This is a genomic window from Streptomyces sp. NPDC029674, from assembly GCF_044903205.1.
Taxonomy (GTDB): Bacteria; Actinomycetota; Actinomycetes; order Streptomycetales; family Streptomycetaceae; genus Streptomyces.
In genome coordinates, this window is the sequence record NZ_JBJDPY010000023.1 from 57,843 (window position 1) to 77,218 (window position 19,376).

General features: G+C 71.5%; 18 protein-coding genes and 1 pseudogene. 11 read left to right on the plus strand and 8 right to left on the minus strand.

Annotated features, from left to right (window positions below; translation table 11 throughout):
• Positions 1-8: 8 nt before the first annotated feature.
• Positions 9-233, plus strand: a complete 225-nt coding sequence (locus ACI2L3_RS35760) for a hypothetical protein (RefSeq protein ID WP_404756638.1) — start codon at positions 9-11, stop codon at positions 231-233.
• On the opposite strand, the gene ACI2L3_RS35765 is transcribed toward ACI2L3_RS35760, so the two are convergent.
• Positions 234-665 (minus strand): ribonuclease domain-containing protein, encoded by a 432-nt coding sequence (locus tag ACI2L3_RS35765; protein WP_404756599.1) that lies wholly within the window; start codon positions 663-665, stop codon positions 234-236.
• Between the two features lie 204 nt (positions 666-869).
• On the opposite strand from ACI2L3_RS35765, the gene ACI2L3_RS35770 reads away from it, so the two are divergent.
• The gene (locus ACI2L3_RS35770; protein WP_404756600.1) at positions 870-1,610 is read left to right on the plus strand and encodes an SDR family NAD(P)-dependent oxidoreductase; all 741 of its coding nucleotides are present in this window, start codon (positions 870-872) and stop codon (positions 1,608-1,610) included.
• A 17-nt stretch (positions 1,611-1,627) separates the two neighbouring features.
• On the opposite strand, the gene ACI2L3_RS35775 is transcribed toward ACI2L3_RS35770, so the two are convergent.
• The 3 genes from ACI2L3_RS35775 to allB form a co-directional block, all read right to left on the minus strand.
• A complete protein-coding gene (locus tag ACI2L3_RS35775; RefSeq protein WP_404756601.1) occupies positions 1,628-2,095 on the minus strand; it encodes a hypothetical protein in 468 nt (155 codons plus the stop codon).
• A 98-nt stretch (positions 2,096-2,193) separates the two neighbouring features.
• A complete protein-coding gene (alc, locus tag ACI2L3_RS35780) occupies positions 2,194-3,321 on the minus strand; it encodes an allantoicase (RefSeq protein ID WP_404756639.1) in 1,128 nt (375 codons plus the stop codon).
• Positions 3,318-4,691, minus strand: coding sequence for an allantoinase AllB (gene allB, locus ACI2L3_RS35785; RefSeq protein WP_404756602.1), 1,374 nt, complete (start codon positions 4,689-4,691; stop codon positions 3,318-3,320). Before allB ends, alc begins: the two co-directional genes overlap by 4 nt.
• A 349-nt stretch (positions 4,692-5,040) precedes the next feature.
• On the opposite strand from allB, the gene ACI2L3_RS35790 reads away from it, so the two are divergent.
• A complete protein-coding gene (locus ACI2L3_RS35790) occupies positions 5,041-5,856 on the plus strand; it encodes an IclR family transcriptional regulator (RefSeq protein WP_404756603.1) in 816 nt (271 codons plus the stop codon).
• A gap of 355 nt (positions 5,857-6,211) precedes the next feature.
• On the opposite strand, the gene ACI2L3_RS35795 is transcribed toward ACI2L3_RS35790, so the two are convergent.
• Entirely contained in the window at positions 6,212-6,562 is a 351-nt protein-coding gene (locus tag ACI2L3_RS35795) for a DUF5955 family protein (protein ID WP_404756604.1), read from the minus strand.
• 147 nt (positions 6,563-6,709) lie between these two features.
• Between ACI2L3_RS35795 and ACI2L3_RS35800 the strand changes: the two genes are divergently transcribed.
• Together ACI2L3_RS35800 and aceB are read left to right on the plus strand one after the other, a co-directional pair.
• The gene (locus ACI2L3_RS35800; RefSeq protein WP_404756605.1) at positions 6,710-7,333 is read left to right on the plus strand and encodes an NTP transferase domain-containing protein; all 624 of its coding nucleotides are present in this window, start codon (positions 6,710-6,712) and stop codon (positions 7,331-7,333) included.
• 226 nt (positions 7,334-7,559) lie between these two features.
• Complete coding sequence (gene aceB, locus ACI2L3_RS35805; RefSeq protein ID WP_404756606.1) at positions 7,560-9,179, plus strand: malate synthase A; 1,620 nt, start codon at positions 7,560-7,562, stop codon at positions 9,177-9,179.
• 71 nt (positions 9,180-9,250) lie between these two features.
• Here the strand turns inward: aceB and ACI2L3_RS35810 are convergent, their stop codons facing one another.
• Positions 9,251-10,156 carry a HipA family kinase gene (locus ACI2L3_RS35810; protein ID WP_404756640.1) on the minus strand — a complete coding sequence of 302 codons (906 nt, stop codon included), beginning with the start codon at positions 10,154-10,156 and terminating at the stop codon, positions 9,251-9,253.
• Positions 10,157-10,283: 127 nt separating this feature from the next.
• Here ACI2L3_RS35810 and ACI2L3_RS35815 point away from each other — a divergent pair, with 127 nt between their 5' ends.
• Positions 10,284-11,300, plus strand: a complete 1,017-nt coding sequence (locus tag ACI2L3_RS35815) for an HAD-IIA family hydrolase (RefSeq protein WP_404756607.1) — start codon at positions 10,284-10,286, stop codon at positions 11,298-11,300.
• Here ACI2L3_RS35815 and ACI2L3_RS35820 read toward each other — a convergent pair.
• The gene (locus tag ACI2L3_RS35820; protein WP_404756608.1) at positions 11,293-12,225 is read right to left on the minus strand and encodes a polysaccharide deacetylase; all 933 of its coding nucleotides are present in this window, start codon (positions 12,223-12,225) and stop codon (positions 11,293-11,295) included. The genes ACI2L3_RS35815 and ACI2L3_RS35820 overlap by 8 nt on opposite strands.
• Positions 12,226-12,463: 238 nt before the next feature.
• Here ACI2L3_RS35820 and ACI2L3_RS35825 point away from each other — a divergent pair, with 238 nt between their 5' ends.
• Both ACI2L3_RS35825 and ACI2L3_RS35830 read left to right on the plus strand, forming a co-directional pair.
• Positions 12,464-13,669, plus strand: a complete 1,206-nt coding sequence (locus tag ACI2L3_RS35825; protein ID WP_404756609.1) for a M20 family metallopeptidase — start codon at positions 12,464-12,466, stop codon at positions 13,667-13,669.
• Positions 13,666-14,190 (plus strand): GNAT family N-acetyltransferase, encoded by a 525-nt coding sequence (locus ACI2L3_RS35830; protein WP_404756610.1) that lies wholly within the window; start codon positions 13,666-13,668, stop codon positions 14,188-14,190. Before ACI2L3_RS35825 ends, ACI2L3_RS35830 begins: the two co-directional genes overlap by 4 nt.
• Before the next feature lie 186 nt (positions 14,191-14,376).
• On the opposite strand, the gene ACI2L3_RS35835 is transcribed toward ACI2L3_RS35830, so the two are convergent.
• Entirely contained in the window at positions 14,377-15,435 is a 1,059-nt protein-coding gene (locus ACI2L3_RS35835; RefSeq protein ID WP_404756611.1) for a hypothetical protein, read from the minus strand.
• Between the two features lie 286 nt (positions 15,436-15,721).
• On the opposite strand from ACI2L3_RS35835, the pseudogene ACI2L3_RS35840 reads away from it, so the two are divergent.
• From ACI2L3_RS35840 to ACI2L3_RS35850, 3 genes and pseudogenes are all read left to right on the plus strand, one after another.
• A pseudogene (locus tag ACI2L3_RS35840) lies at positions 15,722-16,981 on the plus strand (MFS transporter); the annotation flags it as partial.
• Between the two features lie 374 nt (positions 16,982-17,355).
• Complete coding sequence (locus ACI2L3_RS35845) at positions 17,356-18,426, plus strand: pyridoxal-phosphate dependent enzyme (protein WP_404756612.1); 1,071 nt, start codon at positions 17,356-17,358, stop codon at positions 18,424-18,426.
• Positions 18,423-19,343: a diiron oxygenase gene (locus ACI2L3_RS35850; protein WP_404756613.1), complete on the plus strand. Its 921-nt coding sequence runs from the start codon at positions 18,423-18,425 to the stop codon at positions 19,341-19,343. Before ACI2L3_RS35845 ends, ACI2L3_RS35850 begins: the two co-directional genes overlap by 4 nt.
• Positions 19,344-19,376 lie beyond the last annotated feature (33 nt).

A 19,376-nucleotide genomic window follows, 5' to 3' on the forward strand; every position in this document is an offset into this window, starting at 1 on the left:
TGAAGGATGTGAAGCGGTTACTGGAGTTTCTCGGTGTCGTCCTGCTGTTCCAGGGCACGGCCGGTCTGGTCCACCGGCTCACCGGCGAGCTGCGCGGGTGGGGCCTGGTGCAGCGCGTCGGCTTCCTCGACGGCTACGAGACGTACGCGAGCGTGGCGCTGATCGTGCTGGCCTGCGCGCTGTTCGCCGCCGCGCGGAGCCTGGGGAGCCCGTGGAACTCGCGGACGGACTGACTAACAGCCGTAGTCGACCAGGTCGAACGACGCGTAGTGGTCGGCCGTGTAGTAGTCCTCCTGATTCTTGTTGCCGGTGACGATGCGGCGGGCGCCACGGTCGTCGGAGCCCGGCGTGATGACCGTGTACTCGTGGTAGTAACCGGAGCTCTGCCGCGGCAGCTCACCCTCGCGGTTCTGGAAGACGGTGCCGTCCTGCGGGAAGGGATAGGGGCCGCCCGCCTCGATCAGGTCGAGGGTGTCGTGCGCCTGGGAGGGCAGCGCGGAGTAGCAGATGTCGCCGACGGCGGTGACGGAGTACGCGGCCGCGGTGACCGGAGCGGCAGGTGCGACCGGTGCGGCGCTCGCGGTGGCCGCGACGGGGCCACCGAGGATGAGGGCGGCGGCAAGGGCGGTGGCGCCGAGGAATCGGCTTCGTGGGGGGATTCGCATGGGTCCAGTGTGACGCGCGTAGAGGTTGGCGTGTCAACGTCAAGTCTGTGAAGTTTTCCGGGAGTTAACCAACCTCCACCGGACGCACGGAGATGCGTGTCCGATGACCGCCAGTACTCGCCCGCCCGGGCGACTTTCATTGAACCCGCAAGCACTTCTGGCAGTCATCACCGGATCGACGAAGTACGCGGAAGAGGTACGGACATGTCTTCTCTCAACGGCAGGACCGCCCTGGTCACCGGCGGCAGCCGCGGCATGGGCGCGGCGATCGCGCTGCGCCTGGCCGAGGCGGGCGCCGACGTGGCGATCACCTACGTAAGGGACGAGAGCGCCGCACGGGAGGTGGTCGCGAAGATCGAGTCGACGGGCCGCCGCGGCCTCGCCCTCAGGGCCGACGCGGCGGACGCCGGGGACGCGGCGGGCGCGGTGGACCGCGCGGCCGACGACCTGGGCGGCCTGGACATCCTGGTGAACAACGCGGGGATCGGGGTGCTCGGCCCCATCGGCGACCTGACGCTCGCGGACATCGACCGCGTCATGGCCGTCAACGTACGAGGGGTCTTCCTGGCCTCCCAGGCAGCGGCCGCCCGGCTGCGCGACGGCGGCCGGATCATCACCATCGGCAGCTGCATCGCACAGCGCGTCCCCGGTCCCGGCGGCACGCTCTACGCGACCAGCAAGGCCGCGCTGATCGGCCTCAACAAGGCGCTGGCACGGGAGTTGGGCGGACGCCGCATCACGGCGAACCTCGTCCAGCCGGGGCCGGTCGACACCGACATGAACCCGGCGGACGGCCCCTTCGCCGACGGCCAGAGCGCCATGACGGCCCTCGGCCGCTTCGGCTCCGCCGACGAGGTGGCGTCCCTGGTCGGCTACCTCGCCGGCGACGACGCCGCGTACGTCACCGGCACGGAGCTGTCGGTGGACGGCGGTCACGCGGCCTGACACCCGGGGTCACGCACTCACGGGACCGTCACCCACGTCGCCGTCAGGTCGGCGCAGCGGACCGTGATCATGGCGTCCGTCAGTTCGGTGCGGTGCACGACGCCGCCCTCATGCGGGAGGGTCTCGTCGAGCAGCACCGTGATGGCCTCCATCCAGTCGATCGACGCTTCGTAGTCGACGGAGAAGTGCGTGACGCCGGTGTACTCGATCCGCAGTCCGGCGGAGTGCTTCCACCGGTTGGGGCGATAGGTGACCGACGCGGTGCCCGCCCTGCCCATGGTCGTCGTGGGCAGGGCGATGTCGGCGAGCTCCAGGTCCTTGACGCACCGCTCGCTCGTGTGGTCGTAATGCCCGGCCTCGGACGCGAAGGCGCGGGCCCCCTCGGGAAGCGCGTCCCGGAGTTCGGGAAGGGCGGCCACATAGGCACGCGCGTCGGTCCGGAACCCGTGGAGCTCAGGGTCCCAGTCGACCTTCACGTACTTCATCCGCCCGATTCTTTCAGGCCGGGCCGCCCGCGCCACACATGGGTGCGGGGCACACCGGGGCTGTCCACCCGGTGCGCCCCACGTTCTGCGGGGGCGGGTCAGCCGCCCAGCTCCTGGTGGCGGGCGGCCAGCTTGGCCGCGCCGGCCTCGGTCAGGGAACCGAACAGGCGCAGGCGGGAGATGCCGCCGTCGGGGAAGATGTCGACGCGGACGTGCGTGCCGACGACCGGTGCGTCCAGCACGAAGCGGTGGTTGGTGTCGGGCTGGAGGCGGGTGCGGGGCAGCGCCTCGGTCCACTCGCCCGACTCGCCGTCGCGTACCGAGAGGGACGCCCAGCCGGCCGAGTTGCCCTTGAGGTAGGCGGTGTCGATCTCCACGGCGCGGATCTCGGACTGCTGGACCAGCTGGTAGCGGATCCAGTCGTTGCCGGTGTCGCGGCGGCGGCGGGTCTCCCAGCCGTCGTCCATCTTGCGGGAGCGGCCCGGCTGGATGGTGTTGGTGGCCGGGGAGTAGAAGCGGTCGGAGGCGTCCTCGACCTGGCCGCCGTTCTCCAGGGCGACGACGTCGAACGTGCCGAGCGCGGCGAGCCACTTGGGGTCGGCGACGACCTCGCCGTAGACGCGGAGGCGGGCGATGCCGCCGTCCGGGTGCTGGTTGACGCGCAGGTGCGTGAAGCGCTGCTCGACGTCGACGGCGAAGCCGTTGGCGGCGTGGCCGCCGACGGGCGTGCGCGGGACGAGGGTCGTCCACTTCACGTCGTCGCCGCAGAGCTCCTCGGGCGTCGGCGAACCGTCGACGCTGGTGCCCTCCACGGAGACGGCCTGCGGGTAGTTGCCGCGGAAGTGGGCGGTGTCGATGACGATGCCGCGGACGATGCCGGGCGCGCCGAGCCGGACGAGCGCCCAGTCGTGGTCGTCCTCCGTGGGCCACGGGTGCTCGGCCGAGACACCGCGCCGGCGGCGGGTCTCCCAGCCGTCCATGACCTTGCCCTTGTGGCCGAAGTGCTCGGGGTCGAACACGGCGGGGTGCGCGAGCAGCAGGTTCTCGCGCATCGCGAAGAACTCGTCGTTGGCGGCGATCACACCGGCGCCGAGCTGCCGGTCGGCGAGGTTGGCGTACTGGGTGAAGGGGAAGTCGGCCGTGCGGTAGTCGGCGTAGGGCTCGCCGCCACCGTAGGGGCTCGCGTCGCCGGTGAAGGTGGGTATCGCCGTCGTCACAGTGATCAGTTCTTCCTTTCCAGAAGTCGGCCCGCGGGTTCGCTGAACTCGCCGCCGTGCAGGATGCGTTCGCCGCGCAGCCAGGTGGACTTCACGACGCCGCTGAGGGTCTTGCCCGCGTACGCCGTGACCCGGTTCCGGTGCTGCAGCTCCGCGGGGTCCACGGTGAAGGTCTCGTCGGGCGCGAGGACCGCGAAGTCGGCGTCACGGCCGGCCTCGATGGCGCCCTTCTGGTCGAGTCCGACCAGCTGTGCGGTGCGCTCCGACATCCAGCGCACCACGTCGTCAAGGGTGTGACCGCGCCTGCGGGCCTCGGTCCAGACCGCCGGCAGGCTCAGCTGGAGCCCGGAGATGCCGCCCCACGCGGTCGCGAAGTCGTCGGTCTTCAGGTCGGCGGTGGACGGGGAGTGGTCCGTGACGACACAGTCGATGGTGCCGTCGGCCAGCGCCGCCCACAGCAGGTCCTGGTTGCCGGCCTCGCGGATGGGCGGGCAGCACTTGAACTCGCTGGCGCCGTCCGGGACTTCCTCGGCGGTCAGGGTGAGGTAGTGCGGGCAGGTCTCGACGGTCAGCTCGACACCTTCGCGCTTGGCTGCGGCGATGAGCGGCAGGGCGTCGGAGGAGGACAGGTGCAGGACGTGGACGCGCGCGCCGATCCGCTTGGCGACGGCGATGAGGCCCTCGATGGCGGTGTCCTCGGAGATACGGGGCCGGGTCTGCAGGTAGTCCGCGTACTTGGGGCCGCTCTTGTGCGGGGCGGCGTCCAGCTCGTGCGGGTCCTCGGCGTGCACGATGAGGAGGCCGCCAAAGCCGGCGATCTCGGCCATCGAGGTGGCCAGCTGGTCCTGGTTCAGCTCGGGGAACTCGTCGACGCCCGAGGGCGAGAGGAAGCACTTGAAGCCGTAGACGCCCGCTTCGTGCAGCGGCTTGAGGTCCTGGACGTTGTCGGGGAGGGCGCCGCCCCAGAAGCCGACGTCGATGTGCGCCTTGCTGCGGGCGACGTCCTGCTTGGTGCGCAGGTTGTCGACCGTCGTCGTCGGCGGCAGGGAGTTGAGCGGCATGTCGACGAGGGTGGTGATGCCGCCGGCCGCCGCGGCGCGGGTGGCGGTCCAGAAGCCCTCCCACTCCGTGCGGCCCGGGTCGTTCACGTGGACGTGCGTGTCGACCAGGCCGGGCAGCAGGGCGTCGTCACCGAAGTCCTCGAGGCGTGCGCCGTCCGGCACCTCGGCGTCGTACGCGTCGACAGCCACGATCTTTCCGCCGGAGACGGCGACCGAGGCGGCCCGCGTTCCTTCCGGGGTGACGACACGGGTCGAGCGGAGCACCAGCTCCACGCTCCGGCCCGCCGTCGCGTCCCCGTCCACGTCCGTTTCGGACACCCGCGTCCCCTCTCTTCTGTTCCGCTACACAGACCTTTTGCTTCCGCTTAACGGAATTCAACGTTCTGTTGAAGGAGTTTTCACGCTTGCGCCGATGGCGTCAAGGGTGGACTTCCGCGGGCTTCCGTGAACCTCCCCCGCACTGGACGTTTCCACAGAGTGGAATTATGATTCCGCGTACCAGAACGTAGCTACGCACAACGCGAGCGGCGCGGGGTCGCGGGACAACCCTGCGGAGACACGGACAAACGCCTCCTGACCGGCGGCGACGGCATGCTGAGCGACAGTCCTCGTGAACAACCGACCGGTAGGCTGCTTCCTTGCCCGCCAGCACCGAAAGGAACGCGCCGTGCCGACGTCAAGCGCCAGCGACGCCCCTGCGGAAATCGCCGCCTCCAAGACCCCCGCCGCGAGCGGTGGCGTCCAGTCCCTCGAGCGCGCCTTCGATCTGCTCGAGCGGATGGCGGACGCGGGGGGCGAGGTCGGTCTCAGCGAACTCTCCGCGAGCAGCGGCCTGCCGCTGCCCACGATCCACCGCCTCATGCGCACGCTGGTCGCCTGCGGGTACGTACGCCAGCAGGCCAACCGCCGCTACTCCCTCGGCCCGCGCCTGATCCGCCTCGGCGAATCCGCGTCGCGGCTGCTCGGCACGTGGGCGCGGCCGTATCTCGCCCGCCTCGTCGAGGAGACCGGCGAGACGGCGAACATGGCGCTGCTCGACGGCGACGAGATCGTGTACGTCGCGCAGGTGCCGTCCAAGCACTCCATGCGGATGTTCACCGAGGTCGGGCGGCGGGTCCTCCCCCACTCCACGGGCGTCGGCAAGGCGCTCCTCGCGCACGCGTCGCCGGAGGAGGTCCGGGCGCTGCTCGCCCGCACCGGGATGCCGGCCGCCACGGAGAAGACGATCACCACGCCCGAGGGTTTCCTCGACGCGCTCGAGGTGGTGCGCCGCACGGGGTACGCGGTGGACGACAACGAGCAGGAGATCGGCGTACGGTGCCTCGCCGTGCCGGTGCCCAACTCGCCCACGGCGGCGGCGATCTCCATCTCCGGGCCCGCGGGGCGGGTGACCGAGGCGGCCACGGACAAGATCGTGCCGGTGTTGCAGCAGGTGGCTGTGGAGTTGTCGGAGGCGCTTGTCAATGCGGGGGCTGGCTCCTGAGCCCTGGGCGGGGGTGTGGTTGCCCTGCGCCGGGGTCGCACCGTAGGAGCGTCGGCCGCGCGTTCGTTGCCCTGCGCCTGGGGCGCCCCGTAGGGGCCTTCCCACCCACCCGCCCGTGCGCCCCGCCACGTCCCTCACCGTAGGGGCACCACCCGCACGCCCGTTGCCCGGCGCCGGGCACGCACCGTAGGAGCCTTCCCACCCACCCGCCCGTTTGCCCCGCGACGTCACTCGCCGTAGGGGCACCACCCTGCGCGCCCGCCGCCCGGCGCCGCGGACGCCCCGTAGGAACCTTCCCGCCCACCCGCCCGTGCGCCCCGCGACGTCCCTCGCCGTAGGAGCGGCGGCGCCGTTCTCACCGGTCGCCCGGGCCGCCGAACATTTCCACCGCACCCCTGACCGCCGCCAGGCTCGTGGTCAGGGCGCTGACTGAGCCGATCGCGGCGGCTATCAGGAGGAGGGAGCGGCGCATGCGGGGGGCCTCGGGGGTGCCGCCGTAGGCCATTTCCGCGAGGGCGGCGAGTTCGTCCTCGGCTATGCCTCGGTCTGTGAACTCGGCCGGGTGGGCGGCCAGTTCTCGGCGCAGTCGGGCGACGGCGGCGCGCAGTTCCGCCACCCTTGGCTCCTCGTCGCTCTCGGTCCCGGTCCCGGTCACTCGCCTTCGCTCCACGCTCCGCACCGCGGCTCTCCCCCTCGCACGTCTCATCTTTCGGTCTTTCGGTCTTTCGGTCTTTCGCCGGCCCCCTGAGGCGCTGGTCAGGCGCCGGGGGCCGCGGATCAGTAAACCGTCCCCCGGACGGGACGCGCCACTTCGCGCACGCCGCGGGGGCGTGCATGCGTGTATCCAGGAGTCATGACGACAGAGCGGATGGATGTGCGGGGCGACGGGGCGGGAGAGGTTGCCGGGCTGTTGCTCGCCGCGGGGGGCGGGCGGCGGCTCGGGGGGCGGCCGAAGGCTCTGCTGGAGCACCGGGGCAGGCCACTGGTGGAGCACGCGGTGCGGGTGCTGCGCGACGCCGGGTGCGAGCGGGTGCACGTGGTGCTCGGCGCGTCCGCCGACGCCGTGCGCGAGCGCGCCTCGCTCCCCGGCTGCGTGCTGGTCGACAACCCGGAGTGGGAGGAGGGCATGGGTTCGTCCCTGCGGGCGGGCCTTGCCTCGCTCGCCGGCACCGGCGCGTCCGCCGCGCTGGTCTCGCTCGTCGACCAGCCGGGGATCGGCGCGGCGGCGACGGCCCGGGTACGCGCCGCGTACCGCTCGCCGGCGACGCTCGCGGCGGCCGCCTACGAGGGGCGGCGCGGCCATCCCGTCCTGTTCGGCAGCGCGCACTGGGCGGAGATCGGGGCGAGTGCGGTCGGCGACCGGGGGGCACGCGACTACCTGCGGGCCCACACCGCCGCGGTCGCGCTGATCGAGTGCGGGGACGTCGCCGAGGAGTACGACATCGACACGGCCGAGGACTTGATCCACTTGGAGTGACCGACGTGGCACTCAGCGACACGTTCTGTCGACGAGAAGAATCTCGACATCAACAAACCATTGAACTTCCACTATGAGGAAACTAGTATCCACTGACCAGAAGGCCCGTTATCGCGGACGGGGCCCCGCAGCCGTACCTCGGCTCCTGTGGCACCCAGTGCCACCGCGTCTGCCCGGCGGCTCGCCCGGCACCGTCCGTGCAGCTCTCTGAAGGAAGTGACAGCTCATGTCCGCACTAGCGCCGTCGCCGCTGGCCATCGTCGACGCAGAGCCCCTGCCCCGGCAGGAAGAGGTGCTCACCGACGCGGCCCTCGCCTTTGTGGCCGAGCTGCACCGGCTGTTCACGCCCCGGCGTGACGAGCTCCTCGCCCGGCGTGCCGAGCGCCGTGCCGAAATCGCCCGCACCTCCACCCTGGACTTCCTCCCGGAGACCGCCGCGATCCGCGAGGACGACTCCTGGAAGGTCGCGCAGGCCCCGGCCGCGCTCGACGACCGCCGCGTGGAGATCACGGGTCCGACCGACCGCAAGATGACCATCAACGCCCTCAACTCGGGCGCGAAGGTCTGGCTCGCGGACTTCGAGGACGCCTCCGCTCCCACCTGGGAGAACGTGATCCTCGGCCAGCTCAACCTCACCGACGCCTACGAGCGCCGCATCGACTTCACGGACGAGCGCACCGGCAAGTCGTACGCCCTCAAGGGCGCCGACGAGCTCGCGACCGTCGTGATGCGGCCGCGCGGCTGGCACCTGGACGAGCGCCACCTCCAGGTCGACGGCAAGCCCGTGCCCGGCGCGCTCGTCGACTTCGGGCTCTACTTCTTCCACAACGCCAAGCGCCTCATCGAGCTCGGCAAGGGCCCGTACTTCTACCTCCCGAAGACGGAGTCGTACCTTGAGGCGCGCCTCTGGAACGACATCTTCGTCTTCGCGCAGGACTACGTCGGCATCCCGCAGGGCACGGTCCGCGCGACCGTCCTGATCGAGACGATCACCGCCGCGTACCAGATGGAGGAGATCCTCTACGAGCTGCGCGACCACGCCTCCGGCCTGAACGCGGGCCGCTGGGACTACCTCTTCTCCATCGTCAAGAACTTCCGTGACGGCGGATCGAAGTTCGTCCTGCCGGACCGCAACCTGGTGACGATGACGGCCCCGTTCATGCGGGCGTACACCGAACTCCTCGTCCGCACCTGCCACAAGCGCGGCGCGCACGCGATCGGCGGCATGGCGGCGTTCATCCCGTCCCGCAAGGACGCGGAAGTCAACAAGGTCGCGTTCGAGAAGGTCAAGAACGACAAGGACCGCGAGGCCGGCGACGGCTTCGACGGCTCGTGGGTGGCGCACCCGGACCTGGTCCCGATCGCCATGAAGTCCTTCGACGCGGTCCTCGGCGACAAGCCCAACCAGAAGGACCGCCTGCGCGAGGACGTGAAGGTCGCCCCCGAGGACCTCATCGCCATCGACTCCCTCGACGCGAAGCCCACGTACGACGGCCTGGTCAACGCCGTCCAGGTCGGCATCCGTTACATCGAGGCGTGGCTGCGCGGCCTCGGTGCCGTCGCCATCTTCAACCTGATGGAGGACGCGGCCACCGCGGAGATCTCGCGCTCGCAGATCTGGCAGTGGATCAACGCGGGCGTCGTCTTCGAGACGGGGCAGACCGCCACCGCCGACCTCGCCCGCGAGGTCGCGGCCGCCGAACTGGACGCGATCCGCGCCGAGATCGGCGACGAGGCCTTCGCGGCCGGCAAGTGGCAGCAGGCGCACGACCTGCTGCTCCAGGTCTCCCTGGACGCGGACTACGCGGACTTCCTGACCCTCCCGGCGTACGAGCAGCTGCGCTGACCTTCCGGCGACATGAGCAGGCCCCCCGGCACCGCACAGCGCCGGGGGGCCTGCTCATGTGCGGCCCGCGGCTAACCGAGATGCGTCGACCAGTCCTGCTCCGCCGCAGGCTTCCCGTGCAGATCAGGGACCCGCTTCAGCCAGGCGGGACGGCCCTTCTCCGTGGCGGCCGCCCGCCTCGCGTCCGCGGCGGCCAGCTCGCTCCGGCTGGGAAAGTCCACCGGCAGCCATGCCGCGGAGGCCCGGGCTCGGGCCGACAGGAAGGCCACGTACGCCTCACGTGCCTCGTCCGGAGACGTGAAGCCGGGCTCGTCGGCGAGCCACTCGTCGGGGACGAGGGCGGTGATCTCGCGGAGCACGGCCTCCGTGACGAGCGGCGCCAGCTCGGCGTCGGCGGCGGCCGTGTCCGGGCCGTACCCGCCGAGGGCGTGGTGGCGGAAGTCGTACGCCTTGTCGGGCGGCGTCGCGCCCCACCGGTGGTGGAAGACCAGCGCGGCACCGTGATCGATGAGCCACAGCTTCGGCTCGTGCACGCCGAAGGTGGGCCAGACCATCAGGTTCGAACTGTGCACCGTACGGTCGACGTTCGCGGTGAGCGCGTCGAGCCAGACGACCTTCCCGGCCTCCAGCGGATCGACGTCGATCGCTTCGGGCGTGAAGTCCTCGGCCCCCGGCAGCAGATCCATGCCGAGGTTGAGCCCGGCGCTCGCGTGCAGCAGGTCCTGGACCTCCTGGTGCGGCTCGTCGGCGGCGACCGCCGGGTCGAAGTGCACGAGGACCAGCTCGGGAAAGCGCAGCCCGAGACGGCGGGCCAGCTCCCCCACGATGATCTCGGCGACCAGCGCCTTGCGGCCCTGGGCGGAGCCGGTGAACTTCACGACGTACGTGCCGAGGTCGTCGGCCTCGACGACGCCGGGCACCGAGCCGCCTGTGCGCAGGGGTTCGATGTAGCGGGTCGCGGTGACTTCTCTCAGCATCTCCCACGGCTCCCCGGCGTCTGCGTGCACTGGCTGATCATAGTAATCGCGGACGTTTCCTTCCCGGCCCGGCCCGCGTGCCGCGGGGCATTGTGCGCCATGTCCGCTCTCGTCATGATGGCCTGGCATGGACGACGACTCGCTTCCCGTTCCGCTGGCGCGGGCGTACGACGCCGCGCTCCTCGATCTCGACGGCGTCGTCTACGTGGGGCCGTACGCGGTGGAGCACGCCGCCCGCTCGCTGGCCCGCGCCGGGGCGCTGGGCATGCGTCTGGCGTACGTGACCAACAACGGCTATCGATCGCCCAAGGAGGTCTGCGAACACCTCCGGCGGCTCGGTCTGCCGGCCGCGGAGGGCGACGTCGTGACGTCGGCCCAGGCCGCCGCACGGCTGGCCGCGGAGCTGCGCCCACCGGTCGCCCGGGTGCTGGCCATCGGCGGCGAGGCGCTGCTGGCCGCGTTGCGGGCGTACGGTCTGGAGCCCGTCCGGTCGGCCGACGACGACCCGGACTGCGTCGTCCAGGGGTTCGCGCCGACGGTCAGCTGGCGCGAACTGGCCGAAGCTGCCTACGCGGTGGGCCGTGGGGTGCCCTGGATCGTCACCAACTCCGACCTGAACGCGCCCACGCACCGGGGCACGGCGCCGGGCAACGGCGCTCTCGCCGACGTGGTGCGGGCCGCCACCGGCGCCGTCCCCACAGTGGCGGGCAAACCGTCCGCCGCCCTGCTGCGGGAGGGCGCGGCCCGTACCGGTGCCCGGCGCCCCCTCATGGTCGGGGACCGGCTCGACACCGACGTGGAAGGTGCGCGGAGGGCGGGCTTCGACAGCCTGGTGGTCCTCACCGGTGCCACCACGCCGCACGACCTCCTGACCGCCCCGGAGCACCGCCGCCCCACCCATCTGGCGGCGGACCTGCGCGGTCTGCTCGCACCCGCGCGCCGCGTCGAGGAGCACGCCGGAGGGCATCGGTGCGGTGGCTGGCTGGGCAGTGTGCGCGACCGCGAACTGGTGCTGACGGGACGCGGGGATCCCGAGGACGCTCTGTGGGCGGCGTGCCTGGCCTCGTGGTCGGCGCCCGAGCCCCCGTCGACGACGGCGGCCCTGGAGACGCTGGCCCGGTGCGCGCGCGGACCGGTCACGTGACGGGGCGGCCGTCGCCGAGCCCCGCCTCCCGCCGGACGTGCTCGGCGATCTGGGCGTGCGTCGCGTACCAGACGTCGTCGCGCCCGCAGACGTGCTCCAGGAGCTGCTCCAGGGCGACGGCCCGTGACCGGTGGCCGATGACGTGCGGATGCAGGGTGATCTCGAACAGGCCGCCCTCCGCGTAGGCGCCGTCGAATTCGTCCCGCCACAGCTCCAGTACGTGCCGCGGCATCGTGTACGGGCGCACGGCGCTGTAGCGGTCCATGTTCAGGTAGACGGCGTCGTCCCGGATCCACTCGGGGGGTATCTCCACCAGCCCCGTCGGTCTCCCGTAGGAGAGGATCTCGTACGGGTCGTCGTCGGCCATCAGGGAGGAGTCGTACGACAGGCCGAGTTCGAGGGTGATGTCGAGCGTGTGCTCGCTGAAGTCCCAGGAAGGCGTGCGGATGCCCACAGGGCGCCGCCCGGTGATCCGTTCGAGGGTGTCCGCGCAGCGGAGGGCGAGCTCCCGCTCGTCCTGCCCGCCGAGTTCCATGTTGCGCTCGTGGATCCAGCCGTGGATGGCGACCTCGTGCCCGCGTTCCACATAGCCCCGCGCCTCCTGCGGGCGGAGGAGCGCGCACACGGCCGGCATGAAGAACGTCGCGGGCAGGGCGTGCCGTTCGAGCAGCCGGAGGATACGCGGCACACCCACCCGGGCCCCGTACTCGCCCTGCGACAGCTTCCCCGGCATCACCTCGCCGTCCCGCAGCGGAATCGTCTCGTGGTCGGGGTCGAAGGAGAACGCCACGGCGGCCCTGGCGCCCCCCGGCCAGCGGGCCGGTTTGAGGCTGCGCCCGGCGCGCACCCGCTCGACGTGCCGGCGCCACTCCTCCTCCCCCCACTGCCAGGGGGCCTTCCCGGTGTCTGCGCCAGGCACGGTCATGGCGGTTCCCCGCTCCTTCCGCGGCTCGCTGGATGAGCTGTGTGGGTGAGCTGTGTCGGTGAGCCATGACGAGCATGCCATCGGCCCGTACGGCGGACAGGAGCATGAACAGGACAACGAACCGTGGCGCCGCCCTGACCGAAACGCGCGCTTCGGCGCGGAGGCCGTCTGCCCAACTCCCCGGCGTCTTCCTACTGTTGTCGTGGCGGCACCGTTGCCCCCGGGGGAGGAGAGTGACGTGATCCTGGCCGAGGCCCGGCGGTTCCTGCCCGACGCCGTGGCGCTGCGCCGTTCCCTGCACGCCTGGCCGGAGACCGGCCTGCACGTGCCGAAGACCCAGCGGCGCGTCCTGGAGGCGCTGGACGGCCTGGGCCTCGACGTGCGCACCGGCAGGCGGCTGTCCTCGGTGACCGCGACGCTCGACGGCGGGCGGGACGGCCCGGTGGTCCTGCTGCGCGCGGACATGGACGCCCTGCCCGTGTCCGAGGCCACGGGCCTCGACTTCGCCTCGCGGGTCCCCGGCGCCATGCACGCCTGCGGGCACGACGCCCACATGGCCATGCTGGTCGGCGCGGCCCGGCTGCTCGCCGCGCGCCGCGACGAACTCGCCGGGCGCGTGGTGTTCATGTTCCAGCCCGGCGAGGAGGGCCACCACGGCGCCCGCCACATGATCGACGAGGGGCTGCTCACCGGGCACGGCGGCGAGGTGGGCGCCGCGTTCGCCCTGCACGTCATGCCGGGACTGCCGAGCGGCAGCCTGTGGCTGCGCCCGGGACCGCAGATGGCTTCCTCCGACAAGCTGCGCATCGTGGTCCGCGGCCGTGGGGGGCACGCGTCGTCGCCGCACACGGCGTGCGATCCCGTGCCGGTGGCCTGCGAGCTCGTCCTTGCCCTGCAGACGGCGGTGACCAGGACGGTCGACGTCGCCGACCCGGCCGTCGTCACGGTCGGCTCCCTCGCCGCGGGCTCGGCGACCGGCATCATCCCGGACACGGTCGAGCTCGCCGGGACCATCCGGGCCCTGTCGCAGGAAACACGCGTACACGTGCACGAGATGGTCGCCCGGGTCGCCGCGGGCGTGGCCGCGGCCCACGGGGCGACGGCGGAGGTGTCGATCGACGCGGGGTATCCGGTGACCCGCAACAATCCGGCGTTCACCGAGTTCGTGCTGCGCACCGCGGCGGAGGTGCTCGGCTCCGGGCGTGTCGGCGTGCTGCCCGCTCCGGCGATGACCGCCGAGGACTTCTCCTACGTCCTGAACGCGGTGCCGGGTGCCCTCGCCTTCCTGGGCGCGTGCCCGCCGGGGCTGGATCCCGAGCGCGCTCCCGCCCTGCACTCCTGCCGGGCGGACATCGACGAGGACGCCCTCGCGGCCGGGATCGCCTGCTACGCGGCCGTGGCCCTGCACCGTCCGGGCGCCGGCGGCGAGGAGCGTACGGCATGAGCGAGCTGCGGATCCGCCCCGCGCGCGTCGACGAACTGGACCGGGTGGAAGGCCTCTGGCTGGAGGCGAGCCGCTGGCTCGCCTCCAGAGGGATCGACCAGTGGCAATACCCGCCCCGGCGTTGGCGGATGGAGGGGGCGGTCCGCGCGGGCGACTGTCATCTCGCCTTCGGGCAGGGCCAGTTGGTGGGGATGGTGACCGTGGAGCGGCAGGCCGACCTCGAATGGTGGGCGGCGGACGACCCCGAGTCGGCTCTGTACGTCCATGACCTGGTCGTGAGCAGAGTGGCCGCCGGGCAGTCGGTGGGGGCGCGGCTGCTGGACTGGGCGGGCCGGCTTGCGGCGGAACGGGAGAAGCCCTGGCTGAGGCTGGAGGCGTGGAAGACCAACGACCTGCTGCACCGGTACTACCTCGACCGGGGGTTCGAGCTGCTGCGGATCGTCGACCTGCCGCACCGTCATTCCGGTGCCCTCTTCCAGCGGCCCACGGTGTTCACCGTCGCTCCGGAAAGCGACGGCTGACGGCACCCTCTTCGTACTGTCCCACTTGTTAACCCGTACTGATTCAACCGCGAGTTGACCGAGCAAACAGGGACAGACTGGTTGAAGCAAGGCCTGCTTCGCGGTCGTGATGTGCTGAAGGAGCCGTCTCATGACGCATTCGAATCTCCGCGACCCCCGCCGGCCGCGGTGCCGTGGACCGTGGTCTCAGCGGGACACGGTGACCGCGCGGACCCGATGGCGATCGGTCTCGGCGATGACGAGATCACCGCCCCGTGTCACCCGCACCGCCCGCGGATAACGCAGCAGCACCCCGGCGGCCGGGCCGTCCTCACGGTCCTCACCGGGAGGCCCGCCGGCCACCGTGGCGATACTGCCGTCCGGCCGGACGACGCGGACGCACTCGTTGAGGGAATCGGCCACGTAGAGATTGCCCTCGTCGTCGATGTCGACCCCTCGGGGCTGGTGGAGCGGGCCGGCGGCGGCCCGGACGGCATCGCCCTCGTACCCGGGCTCCCCGGTGCCCGCCACGGTCGTGACCAGCCCGTCTGCCGACACCGTCCGCACCCGGTGGGACCAGCAGTCGGCGATGTACAGGCGGCCCGCGGTGTCCGTCACGATGTCTATGGGGTGGTGCAGGTCGCTGTCGGCGGCCGGCACCCCGTCCGGTCCTGAACCGGGTTTACCGGTGCCGGCGACGGTGGTGATGCGGCCGTCGGCGCCGATGGCACGGACCCGGTGGCCCTTCCACTCGGCGACATAGAGCGTGCCCGCGCCGTCCAGGGCCAGCCCCCTGGGCTCGTTGAGCACCGCTTCGGCGGCCGGGCCCCCGTCGCCGCCGAAGCCGGGCTCACCGGTCCCCGCGACGGTGGTGATGGTGCCGTCCGGCGCGATCCGCCGCACCCGGTGGTTCCAGTAGTCGGCGACGTACAGGTGCCCCGCGGCGTCACAGACCAGGCCGCCCGGTTCGTTGAGCGCGGCGAGAACGGCCGGTCCCCCGTCGCCGCCGAAACCCGGCTCACCGGTGCCCGCGACGGTGGTGATGGTGCCGTCCGGCGCGATCCGCCGCACCCGGTGCCCCTTCCACTCGGCGACGTACAGAGCGCCCGCCGCGTCGGCCGCCAGGGCCCGCGGCTGGTTCAGGGCCGCCCGGACGGCCGGCCCGCCGTCGCCTCGCGAGCCGGCCTCGCCGGTGCCTGCGAGGGTGCGGATGATCCGGCCCGCGATGTGCGCGGACCCGGTGCCCGTACGTGTACTGCCCGACATATCCGCCTCCTGAGCAAGGGTGGGAACGCAATTCCGCGGTGCGCTTCGAGTGGTATTGCGGATCGTCGACTCACCGTAGAGAGCATTCGAAGACATCGGTAGAGCGCGGCCCGGCGCTTTCCGGCCACCGGCCGATCCGCTCCCGCCGACCGAATTTCGCCCGCCTATAGGGAAAACGGTGGGCCTGGTGCAGCCGAGAGGCTGACGTGAGAATTGGTGAAATCGTGCAGAGTTCAGCTCAGGGACCGTTGATCGACTCATTCCCGGGCCATTCACGGGAACTGGCATGAAAACTCTTCGCGCATACCGCAGCTTCCCCCTCGCGGTACGGCTGCTGCTCGTCAATCAATTCGGGGTGGACGTCGGTTTCTACCTCCTCATCCCTTTTCTGGTGACCTACCTCGGCCACGATCTGGGCCTTTCGGCCGCCCTGGTCGGACTGGTCCTCGGCGTGCGGAACCTCAGCCAGCAAGGGCTGTTCGTGCTCGGCGGTTCCGCGGCCGACAGGCTCGGCCCACGGGGTGTGATCATCTTCGGCTGCATGCTGCGGACCGTGGGGTTCGCGCTGTTCGCGGTCGGTTCCACGCTGCCGCTCCTGCTCGCCGCCTCGGCGCTGAGCGGACTGGCCGGAGCGCTGTTCTATCCGGCGGTGCGGACCTACCTCGCCCAGGAGGCCGGCCACCGCAGGGCGGAGGCCTTCGCGCTCCTCAACGTCTTCGCGACCGGCGGCTCACTGCTCGGCCTGGCCCTGGGCGGAGTGCTGCTCATGGTCGATTTCCGCATCTGCGCCCTCGTCGCCTCCGGCGTGTTCGCCGTCCTGTGCGTGGCCCAGATGTACGCGCTGCCCGCCCGCGAGGCCCCCCGCTGCGGCACCCCGGTCCTCAAGGACTGGCGGGAAGTCCTGAGCAACCGGACCTTCGTCGCGTTCGCCGTGGCCATGGCGGGCATGAGCACCCTGGAGAACCAGGTGTACCTGCTGCTGCCGGAGGGAGCGCGCCAGGCGACCGGGCGCCCCGAGGCGGCCGGCGCTGTGCTGGTGATCGGGGCGCTGGCCAACATGGTCTGGCAGCTGCGCGTCACCCGGACGCTGGCACGGCGCGGCGGCGGCCCGGCGTGGATCGCCCGCGGCATCGCCCTGACGGCCGCCGGCTTCGTGCCGCCTCTCCTGGTGTGCGGATCCGCGACGCCCGACGACTGGGTGACGGCGGTCCTGAACGCCTGCCCGGTGATCGCCGGAGCGCTGTTCGTCTACTTCGGCATCATGATCGTGCACCCGCTGGCGATGGAGCTGGTCCCCCTGTTCGGCCCGGCCCGGCTGACCGGTACGCACTTCGGCATCTTCTACGTCTTCTCCGGGCTCGCCGCCGCCGGCGGCAACGCGCTCGTGGGCTGGACCCTGGACCTCGGCCGGCGCACCGGCCTGACCGCTCTGCCCTGGCTCTGCTGCCTGGGTCTCGGACTGCTCTCGGCAGCGGCCATCGCCTGGCTGCACCGCATGCGCGGGCTTCCCGGGGCGGGCCCGGCGCCGGTGACGCCGCGGCCGGCCGGGCGCGCACCGACAGTGCGCCGGTGCCGCTCGTCCGTGCGCGAAAGGACCCGGACCGTGCCGTATGTTCCGCGCCACTGCGTGGCGGCCCGCCGGGTCGCCTGCTGCGGCAGGTGCTGTTGCGGGGTGTGCCGTTGCCGTCACGGGCGTCGGGGCACGTCCTGGTGGAGGTCGATGCCGTGGCGACTCGGCCGACGAAACGCGTGTGGGTGCTGCGAGAAGAAAGCCCGGACGGGCAGGGCATGAAAAGACCCAGGAATAACAGATGCCACAATGGCGTCCCGTTGGCATATGCCGAGACTGAATGGCCGTGGCATCGAGATGTGGCGCATTTCATTCCTTGTGTCGCCACGAACGGCCACATAACCTGTTAAGTGGGGGCGCCACCGCGCTTCATAAAACTCCGGTCTCGGCGAGACAATGCCAACGGAGGCGTCTTGGAAATATCTTCGGGCTGGCCTCCCAGTCCGGTGCTGCCGCTGGATATCGTATTCAACGACGTGCCCAGAACGCTGTGGTTGAAACTTGAGGCGCATAATCCCTATGGATCCATCAAAGGGCGTACCGCGTTCGCGCTCTGGCAGGATGTCAAGGACCGCGTTGATCCCCGGATCGGGCTGATCGAGTCGACGTCGGGAAATCTCGGTCTGGCGCTGGCCGCCCTCGCCGCCTCTTTACGGGTGCCGTTCACCGCCGTCGTGGACCCCCGGGTCAGCCCTTCGGTGCAGAACACCATGAGCGCCATGGGCGCGAGCGTCGTCGTGGTCGAGCGGCCGGACGGAGCCGGCGGATTCCTGCTCAACCGCCTCGCCCACGTCGCGCAGCGGGTGCGCTGTGAACCGGGACTCGTGTGGCCGAACCAGTACACCAATCCGGCCAACCCGGCCGTGCACGCCCGGTGGACGGCGCCGGAGCTGTGCGCGCAGCTGCCCGCGAAACGGATGAGCGTCCTGGTGGCGGTGTCCACCGGTGGCACGCTGGCGGGCTTCCGCGACTACGTCCTCGCCCACGAGCCGGACTGGGAACTGATCGGGGTGGACGTCGTCGGCTCGCTCGCCCTCGGCGACATGCCCGGCGAACGGCTGCTCTCGGGGATCGGGGCGAGCCGCAGATCGTCCTTCCTGCCGCACGGGTACCGGCCCGCCGTGCACGTCGCTCCACCGGAGGCGGTCAGCGCGTGCCTGTGGCTGGAGGAGACGACCGGCATCACCGTGGGCTCCAGTTCGGGCGCGCTCGTCGCGGCGGCCCTGCGGCTGTTCCGCGAAGACCCCGGACGCACCGACATCGCCTGCCTGTGCCCGGACGGCGGGGACCGCTACCTCGACACCGTCTACTCACCGCTGTGGCGCTCCAGGCAGGCCCTGGCCCCCGTCGACGTGGCCGACGGAGTCACTGTCAGGGGCCTTGTGGAAGGCCTCGTCCAAGGTGAGGTGACGCTCCAGTGAGCACGCAGGAACGGGACTGGTACCAGCGTGCCGGGGTCCGCGGCGGACCCCGGCGCCGCCTGACGGACGAGGTGGCGACCGGGCGCGCCTTCTTTCCCCCGGCCCTGGTGCCCTACCTGGACCATCCGCACGTGGCCGCACTCGGCGAGGCCAAACGCAGGGAGCTCCTCGCCCGGCACCTCTTCCAATACCTGGACTTCACCGCCCAGTTCGAGACGCGCGTGGTGAACCGTGCCACGGAACGCATCGCCGGCAACCGGTGCGGGGTCGCCACCGACGTCCCCGTCCGGCTGGACGCGTACCGCATCTACTGCGACGAGGGGTACCACTCCCTGTACAGCCTGGACGTCATCCAGCAGGTCTCCCTCGCTTCGCGGGTGACGCCGCTGGAGTACGACTTCGGTCCGTTCCTGCGACGGCTCGACGCGATCGGTACCGAGGCCCTGCCGTACGAACCGGCCCTGGCCCAGCTGCTGCAGGTCGTGGTCTTCGAGACGCTGATCACCGCGGTGCTCAACGAGATACCCAAGGATCCCGACGTGCTGACCGTGGTCCGGGACATCGTCAGGGACCACGCCAAGGACGAGGGCTGGCACCACGCGTTCTTCGCCCAGTTCTTCCGTGAGCTGTGGACGCAGGAATCCGGCGCGTCCCGTGGCCGCATCGCGCGGTGTCTGCCCGGTCTGATCCGGTGCAGCCTGCTCCCCGATCTGCGGCCCGTCCGCGCGTCGTTGGCCGCCGCGGGCCTCGCGCCGTCGGCCGTCGAGGACGTCGTGCGCGACTCCTATCCGCCGGCTTCGGTCGACCGGGGCATCCGCAGGGCGTCCCGGCACGCCGTGCGGCTCTTCCAGGAAGTCGGGGCCATGGACGTGCCGGGCGGCGCCGAGGCGTTCGACGCCGCCGGTCTGCTGCCGTGAACCACCCGGACACCGAGGGCCGCGCGAACCGAA

Bases quoted from the DNA above. Each gene is read 5' to 3' on its own strand.
- ACI2L3_RS35795 (WP_404756604.1), bottom strand. From the start codon at position 6,562: ATGAGACGTGCGAGGGGGAGAGCCGCGGTGCGGAGCGTGGAGCGAAGG.
- ACI2L3_RS35830 (WP_404756610.1), top strand. From the start codon at position 13,666: ATGAGCGAGCTGCGGATCCGCCCCGCGCGCGTCGACGAACTGGACCGG.
- ACI2L3_RS35815 (WP_404756607.1), top strand. From the start codon at position 10,284: ATGGACGACGACTCGCTTCCCGTTCCGCTGGCGCGGGCGTACGACGCC.
- ACI2L3_RS35835 (WP_404756611.1), bottom strand. From the start codon at position 15,435: ATGTCGGGCAGTACACGTACGGGCACCGGGTCCGCGCACATCGCGGGC.
- ACI2L3_RS35765 (WP_404756599.1), bottom strand. From the start codon at position 665: ATGCGAATCCCCCCACGAAGCCGATTCCTCGGCGCCACCGCCCTTGCC.
- ACI2L3_RS35820 (WP_404756608.1), bottom strand. From the start codon at position 12,225: ATGACCGTGCCTGGCGCAGACACCGGGAAGGCCCCCTGGCAGTGGGGG.
- aceB (WP_404756606.1), top strand. From the start codon at position 7,560: ATGTCCGCACTAGCGCCGTCGCCGCTGGCCATCGTCGACGCAGAGCCC.
- ACI2L3_RS35770 (WP_404756600.1), top strand. From the start codon at position 870: ATGTCTTCTCTCAACGGCAGGACCGCCCTGGTCACCGGCGGCAGCCGC.
- ACI2L3_RS35810 (WP_404756640.1), bottom strand. From the start codon at position 10,156: ATGCTGAGAGAAGTCACCGCGACCCGCTACATCGAACCCCTGCGCACA.
- ACI2L3_RS35775 (WP_404756601.1), bottom strand. From the start codon at position 2,095: ATGAAGTACGTGAAGGTCGACTGGGACCCTGAGCTCCACGGGTTCCGG.
- ACI2L3_RS35800 (WP_404756605.1), top strand. From the start codon at position 6,710: ATGACGACAGAGCGGATGGATGTGCGGGGCGACGGGGCGGGAGAGGTT.